Origin of the sequence: uncultured Haliea sp. (genome assembly GCF_963973825.1) — a bacterium.
Classification (GTDB): domain Bacteria; phylum Pseudomonadota; class Gammaproteobacteria; order Pseudomonadales; family Halieaceae; genus Haliea.
This window is the reverse complement of record NZ_CAXBAE010000016.1, coordinates 78,134-88,811: the sequence shown is the minus strand read 5'-3', so window position 1 is coordinate 88,811 and position 10,678 is coordinate 78,134. Positions and strand designations below refer to the sequence as shown.

The 10,678-nt window shown below is 57.3% G+C and carries 12 protein-coding genes and 1 tRNA gene; 11 read left to right on the top strand and 2 right to left on the bottom strand.

What is annotated here, in order from left to right:
- Window positions 1-276: 276 nt before the first annotated feature.
- From AACZ17_RS15945 to AACZ17_RS15895, 11 genes are all read left to right on the top strand, one after another.
- Window positions 277-1,635, top strand: a complete 1,359-nt coding sequence (locus AACZ17_RS15945) for an integrase family protein (protein WP_339638835.1) — start codon at window positions 277-279, stop codon at window positions 1,633-1,635.
- Window positions 1,632-2,120: a hypothetical protein gene (locus AACZ17_RS15940; RefSeq protein ID WP_339638833.1), complete on the top strand. Its 489-nt coding sequence runs from the start codon at window positions 1,632-1,634 to the stop codon at window positions 2,118-2,120. The genes AACZ17_RS15945 and AACZ17_RS15940 overlap by 4 nt, the downstream gene beginning before the upstream one ends.
- Before the next feature lie 68 nt (window positions 2,121-2,188).
- Window positions 2,189-2,431: a helix-turn-helix domain-containing protein gene (locus AACZ17_RS15935; RefSeq protein ID WP_339638832.1), complete on the top strand. Its 243-nt coding sequence runs from the start codon at window positions 2,189-2,191 to the stop codon at window positions 2,429-2,431.
- A 2-nt stretch (window positions 2,432-2,433) separates the two neighbouring features.
- Window positions 2,434-2,655 (top strand): hypothetical protein, encoded by a 222-nt coding sequence (locus AACZ17_RS15930; RefSeq protein ID WP_339638831.1) that lies wholly within the window; start codon window positions 2,434-2,436, stop codon window positions 2,653-2,655.
- A gap of 92 nt (window positions 2,656-2,747) precedes the next feature.
- On the top strand, window positions 2,748-5,231 hold the full coding sequence (locus AACZ17_RS15925; RefSeq protein ID WP_339638830.1) for a DUF3987 domain-containing protein: 2,484 nt from the start codon (window positions 2,748-2,750) through the stop codon (window positions 5,229-5,231).
- A gap of 523 nt (window positions 5,232-5,754) precedes the next feature.
- Window positions 5,755-6,807, top strand: a complete 1,053-nt coding sequence (locus AACZ17_RS15920; RefSeq protein WP_339638829.1) for a phage major capsid protein — start codon at window positions 5,755-5,757, stop codon at window positions 6,805-6,807.
- An 11-nt stretch (window positions 6,808-6,818) separates the two neighbouring features.
- Entirely contained in the window at window positions 6,819-7,151 is a 333-nt protein-coding gene (locus AACZ17_RS15915; protein ID WP_339637800.1) for a hypothetical protein, read from the top strand.
- A gap of 3 nt (window positions 7,152-7,154) precedes the next feature.
- Entirely contained in the window at window positions 7,155-7,457 is a 303-nt protein-coding gene (locus tag AACZ17_RS15910; RefSeq protein ID WP_339637802.1) for a hypothetical protein, read from the top strand.
- A gap of 311 nt (window positions 7,458-7,768) precedes the next feature.
- Window positions 7,769-8,098 (top strand): P27 family phage terminase small subunit, encoded by a 330-nt coding sequence (locus tag AACZ17_RS15905; protein WP_290746965.1) that lies wholly within the window; start codon window positions 7,769-7,771, stop codon window positions 8,096-8,098.
- Between the two features lie 223 nt (window positions 8,099-8,321).
- Window positions 8,322-8,552: a hypothetical protein gene (locus tag AACZ17_RS15900; RefSeq protein ID WP_290746962.1), complete on the top strand. Its 231-nt coding sequence runs from the start codon at window positions 8,322-8,324 to the stop codon at window positions 8,550-8,552.
- Between the two features lie 251 nt (window positions 8,553-8,803).
- Window positions 8,804-9,160, top strand: a complete 357-nt coding sequence (locus tag AACZ17_RS15895) for a hypothetical protein (RefSeq protein WP_290746959.1) — start codon at window positions 8,804-8,806, stop codon at window positions 9,158-9,160.
- 264 nt (window positions 9,161-9,424) lie between these two features.
- On the opposite strand, the gene AACZ17_RS15890 is transcribed toward AACZ17_RS15895, so the two are convergent.
- Both AACZ17_RS15890 and AACZ17_RS15885 read right to left on the bottom strand, forming a co-directional pair.
- Window positions 9,425-9,991, bottom strand: a complete 567-nt coding sequence (locus tag AACZ17_RS15890; RefSeq protein ID WP_290746953.1) for an NYN domain-containing protein — start codon at window positions 9,989-9,991, stop codon at window positions 9,425-9,427.
- 344 nt (window positions 9,992-10,335) lie between these two features.
- Window positions 10,336-10,422, bottom strand: a tRNA-Leu gene (locus tag AACZ17_RS15885).
- Between the last annotated feature and the right edge of the window lie 256 nt (window positions 10,423-10,678).

The following is a 10,678-nucleotide window of genomic DNA, read 5'->3' as shown; positions in this document are numbered from 1 at the left end:
ACTTCTTCCTGAAGATCAAAGCCGCCTTCCCCGGAAATGCGCGATGAACCTTTTTATTGCCTACGATTTGGTGGTGCCCGGGACCGGAATCGAACCGGTACGATCGCAATGATCGGGAGATTTTAAGTCCCCCAATCCCACCCTGAACAGTTTTTAAGTAGCACTAACAACACTTGTAAATCAGTGATTTAACGTCTATTTTGTCTCCTGTGTAGCACGTAACTTTGAACTAGCCCGCTACCTATGTGCTACCTATTTCGCACGGGAGACTAAAACATGAACCGACTGAAGTTCACAAAAACCGCAGTTGAGAGTCTAGCCCCGCCACCCGAGGGCGCCACTACCAGCAACGGAAAGCCGATAGCGCAGGCCGTGTATTGGGACACCGTGACACCCGGACTCGGGCTGCGGGTATCGCGTGGAGGCGCGCGGGCATTCATCTACCAGGGGCGTCTAAATGGCAAGGTTGTGAAAGTCTCCATTGGGCGTTACGGCGATCAGGTGGCGATAGGTAAGGGTGAGGCCGCAGCGGCGCACCCGCTGACAGTGGAGAACGCCCGCAAGAAGGTGGCAGAGATACGGGGCGAACTGGTGCAGGGCAAAGACCCGAGGCTGACCCGCCCGGCGAAGCCATCCACCGAGGGCGCGCAGGATACGCTGGGCTATGTCCTGACCAGCTACACCGATCTGCTGGAGAAACAGGGCAAGGTTTCAGCGGGTAAGGTTAAGGGCACACTTGAGCGCCACGTTAAGAATGCCCACCCTGCACTGTGGAACAAGCCCGCCGCCGCAGTGACCATAGACGATTGCATGTTGGTAGTGGCCCGGCTGGCGAATGACGGAAAGCCCCGCGAGGCGGACAAGGTTAGAGGATACATGCAGGCCGCGTATAGCCGGGCGATCAATGCACGCCATGAAGTAAGTGCCCCGAAAGAGTTGCGCGCGCTGGGGCTGCGAGAGAACCCCGCCCGAGAGATACGCAAGGTTGAAGGGGCAGACAACCCCAATGAGCGCGTGTTGTCTCTCGCGGAATTCCGGGCGTACTGGAAGCGAATCAACGCCCTACCAGAGCCGCAGCGAGGCGTGGCCATGCTCCACGTGCTGACCGGCGGGCAGAGGATGGCACAGCTAGCCCGCGTCACCCTGGCCGATGTGGACCGCGATTCCATGACCATGACGCTGCGAGATAACAAGGGGCGCAGAGCCAAGCCGCGCGTGTATCAGATCCCCCTGCTACCGGAGGCCCTGCCGCTAATCGATGGGATAACCGGATCAGGGAAATACGTGTTTTCCGCCGATGGTGGCGCTACCCCAATGAGCGATCAATTTGTATCGGACATTGCCGCCCGGACCTGCACTGCGATGAAGGAGGCCGGAGAACTGCAAGGCGCCCCGTTTACCGGCAAGCATATCAGGGCGACGATTGAATCCCGGTTGATGGATGATCCCTACAACGTGAGCAGCGATGTACTGGCCCGCCTGCTGTCGCATGGGCTGGGCGGAGTGCAGGCCCGACACTATGCCCGCGATCCGCTGTTGCCGAGGCAGTTAGACGCCCTACGGAAGCTGTGGCGCCTGTTAAATAACAAACCCGAGCCGGGCGCCGATGTTGTGCAACTGAGGGCAAGCGCATGACCCGAATCAAGTACACATTCGATGACGGCACCACGGAAACGCTACCGCTGACCGATGTTGTGGTGAACCTGCAACGGCAGTACGCGGCAATGGCGGCAAGCAGCGATGCGGGGCTGCGGGCAAAGGGCAGCGCGAAGCTGTTGCAATTGGCTGAAATGCTGGTCAAGAAGGAATCGACCAACCAGACGAACAGGAAGAACGCCAGCAAGGGGCGCCCCGCCGCCAAATGCCCGTTAAAGGCGAAAATCATTCAAGCGATGGCAAGCTACCGCGCGGACGATGCGAGTTTTAAGGATTTTATGGCCGCATGGGAGGTTGGCACCATTGACGGATTGCGACTACTCCCGATTGATTCCACCAAGCCTATCAAGCTGCAAGACGAGTATTTGATAGACAATGAGAACGGCGACAATGACAGCCTGAAGCCGTACAAACTTAGCACGCTGAAGAACAAACTCTGGCCCGAGGCTAAAATCCACCGCTAGCCCCGCTAGCGGAGTATCCCCCCCGACACTGCGAACTGTTCCAACTACTTAGGACAGAGGACAGTGTCATGCAAAGCCCCGACAACAACACTACTCCACAGCTCCCCTCGGAGTTGACCGCCCTGCCCCGGCTCATGAGCCAGCGGGAGCTAGCCGTTTATCTAGGCAAGTCTACAGCGTGGTGCGAGCGCGCCCGCTGGGCTGGTGAAGGCCCGCGATACGTCAAGCTGGGGCGCCATGTTCGATACCGTGCCGATGATGTACTGGCATGGATTGAGGCCAACGCCAAGCACTCCACCGCGGGGGTTTAACAATGAACCCCAAATCAACCCGTATTGATTCCGCCCGGGGCGGCACCGTGCTGGTTCCCGTGGAGCGCGGCGAATTCGCCACCACCATTCGCGTCAATGATGCCCAGATCATGTTCAAAATTCGCGGCAAGCCGTGGACCGTGGGCTATGACGTTGACTCCCTCGCGGATGTGGCCGATGCGGCGCGCGGGGCTTTGTTGCTGACCGAGGGAAACGCCGTATGACGGAGCCACTAGCAAAAGAAAGGGCCGCCCCCCGCCAAGAGTGCAGCCCCATAAATGCTCCGCCAGAGCATTATAACACCTACTCGCTAAGTGTGGATAACGCACGCGCCCTGTTTGCCAATTATCCATGCTGCCTTATCAAGTCGGGGAGCAAGGCACCCGAGGGCACCGGCTGGCAGGAGAATCCCCGCAGCGTGGAACAGTGGCGCCCTGGTGCTGGTGTTGGCGTGATCTGCGGAGAGATTCCCGAGGGATACACCGGCGCTGGTTTGAGCGTGCATTGCCTGGACGTTGACACCCCTACTCGCAAAGTGGCCGATGCTGTGCAGGCGTGGTTGGCTGAATACCTGTATGGGAAAGGCGAGGCACTGAAGCGCACCGGCAAGCCGCCCAAGTTCGCCGTTCCTTTCGTCTGCCGGGAGAAACTGCGGAAAACAGAGTACACCACCGCAAGGTATTACCCGCCCGGGATGCCCAAGGCAAAAGAGAACGCGCACCAGTTGGAAGTGCTGGGGGCCGGGAATCAGTTTGTGGCCTATGGCATTCACCCGGATACAGAGCAGCCGTACCTGTGGGCCGCCCTGGACGGAATCACCTTTGATGACAGTCTCCACCGTACCTGTCCCGCCGATCTGGTGGAGCTGTCCCGCGATGACCTGGAAGCGATCAAAGCCGCCTTTGAACGCATTGCGAAGGATTGCGGGCTGGTGTTGGAGCCGCTGGCCGATGTTCGGAAACGGAACACTTCCGAAACCGAACAAGCCGCTGGCGGAAAACGGCACAGTGCCGAAATCCGCCAAGATGCACCCGGCTACACCCTGGCCGAAGTGCTACCCCACCTTCGCAACAGTGGCGCCGATTATGACGATTGGCAACGCGTAGGGGCCGCTATAAAGCAGGCAGGCGGGACGTATGACGATTGGCTGGCCTACTCCCGGCAGTGTGCCGACAAGCATGATGAACGCGAGATGCCCCGCAAGTGGCAGAGCTTTGAAATCAAGCCCGGAGGTGCAGGCATGGGCACCCTGGCGCGCATGGCCCTGCAAGCTGGGATGCCTTCGCGGAGGGTGGAGCGTAAATCGGCGCAAGTTGATTTGATTGAAAGCAGAGTCGATGCCAGTTGGCCAGACCTCGCGGACCCGTTCGCGGAATACCCTGTACCGGCCTTCCCCCTAGAAGTGCTGCCGGTTGCTTTTCGCAAGCTGGCCGAAGCACGCGCAGCACAATCGGGCTTTGATGTGGGCGGGTATGCCTTCTGCCTACTGGTGGCGGCTGCAAATACCTGTGACCACCGCACCCGGCTTAACCTCGGGCCATTCAGTGTACCGCCGTTCCAATGGGCCGGGCTGGTTGGCGATAGTGGCGCCGGTAAATCCCCGATTATCAACACCGCCAAGGCCGAACCGGAAGCGATCAATGAGCGCCTTATTCGGGACAGTGGCGAAGCCCTGGCAGCGTGGAGTGCACAGGTAAAGGCAAGCCCAAAAGAAGATACACCACCCCGCCCACCGTGGAAGCAAAGGCACGCACTCGACACCACCACCGAAGCGCTCGGGCAGGTACTGGTGGACAACCCCGAGGGCGTGAACCTGTATCACCATGAAATAACCGAGTTCCTCGGGCGCATGGATGCCTACAGCGGCAGGGACGGAGGCAAAGACCGGGGCGTGTTCCTTCGCGCCTACGATGGCGGCATGGTGACTATCAACCGGGCTTCCAAGCAACAGCCGATGGTGGTGCCTGACTTTTCGGTGGGAATCCTCGCCGGGATTCAGCCGGAGGTGCTGGCGCAGAAGTTCAAGCAAGCCGGGGCCGGAGCCGATGGACTGTATCAGCGGTTCATTCTCTGGTGTCTGCGGCCAGCCGGAGAGGTGGATTATGTGGCCCGCGTCGATTCCCGCACTGACGCAGACGCAAGCGCGATATTCCGCACCCTGGCCGATTGGTGCAGCCACAAGCCCCACATGGTGAACCTCGCACCCGATGCCCAGCGAGCCATGCAGGACTATCACAATCACGTTCGGAAGCTGGCACAGCGCACCCCTGCTAAACGGTTTGCGGAGCACCTGGACAAGTTCCCCGGCATGTTAGGCCGCACTGCCTTTGCCTTGCACATGATGCAGGCGGCAGAAAGTGGTGGCGATCCGCTGCGCATGGTGACTGCGGAGACGATGGAGAGGGCGCGGGCCTTAATGGGCGTGCTGTACAGACACTCAGAGGCCGTATACCGGGTTTTAGACCAGGAGGCGGGGCAAGTGCTGGCTCTGGTGAAATCTGCCGCTGAAGCGATCCTGTGCAAGCAGTGGGACACCTTCAAACGCGGAGACCTGACCCGCAACGCTACACACTGGCAAGGCGCCGATTACCGCGATGCCGAGGGCGCCATTGATTACCTGATCGAGCTTGGCTGGATCATTGACGTAACCCCACCCGCTACACCCGGCAAGCGCGGCAGGCGATCCGCTGGGCTGTTCCTGGTGAACCCTGAAGTGCATACCCGGTTTGAGGATCACGCCACCAGGATCACGGCAGCGAGGGCAGAGCGGTATGCAGCATTGCAGAAGGTGGCAGGGTAATTAGTTGAATAAATTGTATGCGCGTACGAGACGTAAAGTTTTTTTAGAACCTTATTCATATTTTTATACCTCGCACGCGCATACAACTTTTCCAACTTATCAATGGCAACACCAGTGGAACACACAAACAGGAGGCAGCAACCATGACCAGCACTTGCAAAGAGTGCGGCCAGCCGCTACCAGCCGACCCCGTACAAGCCGAAGCCAACCGCATTGTTGAATGGGCACGGGATAACGGCGTGCCATTGATACGCGGCGACCGACTCCGGTTTGAGGATGCAGCGCGTTACCTCGACCGATCACCTGGCACTTTACGTAATTGGCTGGCGGCAGGCGTCCCCCTGCCAGTGGTATCAGTGAACCGCAGGCACTATCTGCCGGTGAGGGAATTTGCGCAGTACATCGTCGAGGAGATGCCCTAAAAGCAAAAATTTTTGCACGACACGTCACGATGCGTCACGGCATATCACGAAGCGTCACAACATGCACTGTAACTCCCCGTGACAGAGTGGGAAAATAGAAGATGTTCGAAAACACTTTATTTTCAAGCTTAAACGAGGATCACGGGATGCAAATTCAAAAAACAGGCGTACTGTCCGATGCGGCGAGAGCAGGCCGCGCACTGGTAACAACGCTTCTAGTTCAGAACCACCACGAGCGCGAAGCCGACATGGAGCGGCGTTGGCATTGGGACCGGCAACGTACCAAAGCGGCGGTTGGGGCTTTTTCAAGCGGAGACTTTCACAACAGCACTTCAACCAGCGCCGAATTCATGGCCCACCTGACTCGGCAGTCAGTGGTGGCCCGGATCGCGGCCTCGACTATGCGCGTAGGGTTCAACCAGCCGGTTAATTCCCCCTTCAGCGCGTCAGCCGCATGGGTGCCCGAGCTGCACGCCATTCCCGTTTGCTCCCAGAGCTTGGTCAACCACTCCCTGCCGAGTCGCAAGATAGGCGCGGTTACAGTTTTAACTATGGAATCCCTGGAGCAGGAAAACGCGGAGTTCGCACTGCTGGAAGCGCTGTCTGAAGCATGTACAGAGGTGATGGACGCGCAATTCCTCGACCCGGACGCGGTGAGTTCGGAGGCACCGCGCCCGATTACAGCGGATGCCGAAACCATTGTCGCGGGCAGTGATCCCGCTGCCAGTTTCCGGGAGCTGTTGCAGAACTTCCGCAACCTCTCGACCAGCGTCTTGGTAATGCATCCAGAAACCGCAGCGCACTTGAGCTTGACAACTGTGAACGGGGCACACGTATTCCCTGACGTTGGCGTGCTGGGCGGAACAATCTGCGGTCTGCCCGTGATCTGCTCACAGAGCGCGCCCCTCGACTCTACCGGCTCAACCATCACCTTGCTGGACGCTTCTCGCGTTCTCCTGGCAATGGGCGGCGTTTCGATCTCCCGCACTGAATCCGCGTCGATTGAACTTCAGGACGACATTGATTCGGACGGCATGGGCCAAGCGGTATCGCTGTTCCAGAGCAACGCAGTCGCGGCGAAATCCCTGCTGTTCGCTAACTGGAAGCTGCTGGACCCTGACGCCTGCCGCATCCTTGTAGGGGCGAACTGGTGATGGATTTAAAAATGTTTGGAGCGTTTGCCAAGGCTGTTGCGCCGGTCATTCGTGGTCACGTGAAAGACTCCATTGACGCTCACGACCAGGCATTGCGCGCTGAGTTCGCCGCGCTGGAATCCCGCATTGCCAGATTGGAAGCGGAGTCATCGACCGAGAAATCAATTGCAGATTCCTACGATGGCCCGTGGCAGTTCGGCACTGAATACGCGCGCGGTCGCCTTGTGACAGATCGGGGCAGTCTCTGGCTGTCCCTGGGCGACAACGCGAAAAACACTCGCCCTGGTAGCGGCCCTACGTGGCGGCTGGTGAGCAAGAACGGTATCCCGCACACAGGAGAATGACTCATGGCGACACTCGCAGACATATTGTCTAACACCTATTTTCCCCACGTTGTTCGATGCCCCGGTGACTACGCCAAGGCTATTCGTGTACGCCACGTTGGGGGGCAAGGGTATCAAGCTATCCTCGAATGCAAGTCTGGTCACACCATCGCAGAGGACTTCGCAGTGCCGGATACGCTGCCCGTCTGTGACGCAGTTATCGCAAGCTTGAACGCAATGCTGTTTCGGGGAACCGCCCTCATTGATGCCGCCATTGATGCTGCGCTGAAGAAGCACATCCCTGGTAAACCCGAGGTGGTCCACTGATGAGCGGGCCAAGATTCCAGCGTGACGGATACCTCATTGAGCGCGGCGAGCCAAGCACTTGCCGAGCGTTCCTGGCTGCACGCGAGAAAGCCCATGCGGCAGGATTCCGGCTGTACTCAACCGGAGATCCCGGCGGTAAATACTGGCTTGCTCGACCGCTGGCAACGGCGCGATTGTTTGAGTCCGATAACCTGGATCATGTCGCGCAGTACATCCATGCGCGTGCGTAGGGGGGGGTGGGTCTAGTCTCAATAACTTTGGTCTAGGAAATCGCGCCCGAAGTGCTCTTTTCACAGAACTAGGAAATCGCTTTGAAAAAGTCCACGACAACCGCGCCACCCAAAACCCTATCGCCTGCTGCCGCATCCTGGTGGAAGCGGTTACATGCCGAGTTCGATCTGACCGATGAAGGGGCGGCATTCCTGCTTGAAACCGCGCTAAGGGCATTTGACCGCATGAATCAGGCCGCTGAGCTGGTAGACAAGCATGGTGTCGCCATTGCGGACCGTTACAACCAGTTGAAGGCAAACCCCGCTGTAGCGGCTGAGAGAGACGCCAGAGCGGCGATGCTGGGCGCGTTCAAAGCCCTGAACCTCGACATTCTGCCACCCCTTAAACCAGGCAGACCAGGGGGCCGCTGATGGGCACACCGCGCAGACGCCGACACAGCCAGACCACCAGGATCACACGGGAGACCGTGGACGCATACAATGCTGGCGAGGCAATGGGCCTGCACCGACTGCTACGACTTCCACCCTGGCAGACTTCCCCGGTTGATGCCGTTGGCGACTGCCCCTGGCCTGCGGGAACGGGCGGCTACCTGACGTGGCAGGATTCGGTAGAGTTGAGGCATGAGCTTCAGTCATGGCCAGCATAAAGCGCCGCAGCCGCCGCAAGGTGGAGGAACGCGATCCGATCACCCTGGCATGGGACCAGGGACTGCCGCCACCGCAAGAGGCATTGCAGGCTAACAAGCGCGACGAGTTGATCGGCCTGATGTTTTTCCGCTGGCATGAGACCGGCAATCACGCATTGAATCAGCCGTATCTGCGGGACTGGCGAGAGGTGTTAAACATGGGCAAGCCGAACGGTTAAACCTGACTCCCTGGCAAACTCTGGCCAGCTACCCCGCCAAGAGCGGCGGTGTTCTTGGGCTGGAGAATGCCCCAAAGGGGGTGAGTAGATCAGGCGACTGCCTGCGGTTTGACCTGCTGTCCCTCAAAAGCAATTACCTAAACACTAACATGTCGCCTGCCAAGTCTGGCGTGGGCGGAGGTGATAGATATACTTGTCGCTGATAAGGATGAGAGTCGGGCCATTATATGATTTGGTGGATAGTTGGAATCGTGGCTGTGGTCGGTTTTTTCTATGCTGTCGGCAAAGCGAGCAGCAGTGGCAAAAAGGCCAATGATGTCGCAAGAGTTCGCAGTGGTGAGGGGCTAGACACTGAGGGTATCTTTGTCGATCAGCACCAGAATGAGCACTCATTTAACCTACTCGATAGCCCCGCATGGATAGAGTGGACTCCGGGCGTCAAAGCTGTGCGAGTTCGATGCAGAACCAGATTTTCTAAAGGTAAGGCGGTGACACAGACGTACCGCGCCTATCATTATAATTTTCCAGAAAAGCACTGGTATGGCGACAAGCCAGAGGGCGCTGTTAAGGCGTGTGAAGCCGAGATAAAAAAGGTTGTACGCCTTTAATCTGGGGGCTACACGTCTACTCCGTTGGCAGGGATAAAGATCACCTCCTGACCACCTATCCAGCGTTCAGCTACCAGTATGCCCAGCGCAAGTCCAATCATGATGCCCAGCGCAAGGCTGAGCGCCATAAGCTTGTGCAGAGACCGCCTATCCTCGCGATGAGCTTTAGAGAGGCGTTTAGCGGCGTCCTGGCGGACCTTGGCTGGCATGTCGCTGTCCAATGACTTGATAACCTATTTCCTGTAGCCACGGACGCCCCAGTACCTAGACCTGCGGCGGTTTTGGCAGCGCGGGAGGCAAGGGGGGAAGTGTTGTTTTCAGCCCGTCTATATGCTCGCTTAGGTCTGGCCTTATAGGATTCCTCATCGGGTCAAGATAAAATTGCACCCCTTCTCGCCTGGCTAGTTTTGCAGCGGGCACAAAATCACTGTCCCCAGATATGAGGATGATTTTGTCCACGAGTTTCTTCAAGGTTAAAGAGGCGATGTCCAAGCCTATTCTCATGTCCACCCCTTTTTGAGGGGCGAGATAGACATAGTCATCTTCAGTTAGATTAGCTGCGGGCTGTCTTCCAGTGATGACCTGTTTGTGTAGCTTTGGATCTCGAATATGCCATCTCGCGTTATCCTCATCAAGATGACCAAGCCTCAAAGCAACATTACCCCACCTAACGATCTCTTTAAAAAACGCCTTCCGGAATATCGCAGTGGCAGTTTTCTCTAAGACAACAGCGTTATTGGTTAGGGGATGATGAACTCGTTTAGTAACAGGCGGACAATCGTAAAATAGAATCCTGTATATTTGGTCCTTGTCCCGATCCAGATGCTTCATGCAATGAATCCAGAGATCTCTGGCCACTTTCCTTGGGTTTGAAGCTCGCTTGGCCCCAAAGTGAGAATGGTGACGCCGGAGATAAAAATTTCCATCCACCAAGATTGCGACTTTTCTCATAATTTATTCTCACGCATAAAAAAGCCCCCGGGGTTGGTGATGTCATTATCGAGCGACATACGAACAGCCGGGGGCGCTATGGGCGTCACTATAGTAACCCGTGGATAACTTGTCAATACGCGGTCGATAACATGTCACCGACGCGGCTAGGGTCGCCTCCAAACAATTTTTTGGCTTCTATCTGGACCCGCCTATGACCCTTACTACATTAGTTCGGTGCTGAATGGTGCCCGAGGCCGGACTCGAACCGGCACGGCCTTGCGGCCTTCAGATTTTAAGTCTGATGTGTCTACCTATTTCACCACTCGGGCGTGGTCTCGTTGTTTTCCTGAAAAAAGTAGCACTCTGCCAGTCTGCTACCTAAATGCTACCTATTTTATAAATCTATTGTGCAACCTATTGTATTTAAAGCTTTTTTACTTATTTTAAGGGGATTTTAAGTCTCCTGTGTCTACCAATTTCACCACCCGGGCCCTGGGCAATGACGCGGGACCCGCGCGGCGCGCATCATAGCACAGCGCCCTGTGGTGGCAAAAAATCGGGATGGTGGCCGTGCTACACTGGCGT

Bases quoted from the DNA above. Each gene is read 5' to 3' on its own strand.
- AACZ17_RS15945 (WP_339638835.1), top strand. From the start codon at position 277: ATGAACCGACTGAAGTTCACAAAAACCGCAGTTGAGAGTCTAGCCCCG.
- AACZ17_RS15940 (WP_339638833.1), top strand. From the start codon at position 1,632: ATGACCCGAATCAAGTACACATTCGATGACGGCACCACGGAAACGCTA.
- AACZ17_RS15935 (WP_339638832.1), top strand. From the start codon at position 2,189: ATGCAAAGCCCCGACAACAACACTACTCCACAGCTCCCCTCGGAGTTG.
- AACZ17_RS15930 (WP_339638831.1), top strand. From the start codon at position 2,434: ATGAACCCCAAATCAACCCGTATTGATTCCGCCCGGGGCGGCACCGTG.
- AACZ17_RS15920 (WP_339638829.1), top strand. From the start codon at position 5,755: ATGTTCGAAAACACTTTATTTTCAAGCTTAAACGAGGATCACGGGATG.
- AACZ17_RS15915 (WP_339637800.1), top strand. From the start codon at position 6,819: ATGTTTGGAGCGTTTGCCAAGGCTGTTGCGCCGGTCATTCGTGGTCAC.
- AACZ17_RS15910 (WP_339637802.1), top strand. From the start codon at position 7,155: ATGGCGACACTCGCAGACATATTGTCTAACACCTATTTTCCCCACGTT.
- AACZ17_RS15900 (WP_290746962.1), top strand. From the start codon at position 8,322: ATGGCCAGCATAAAGCGCCGCAGCCGCCGCAAGGTGGAGGAACGCGAT.
- AACZ17_RS15890 (WP_290746953.1), bottom strand. From the start codon at position 9,991: ATGAAGCATCTGGATCGGGACAAGGACCAAATATACAGGATTCTATTT.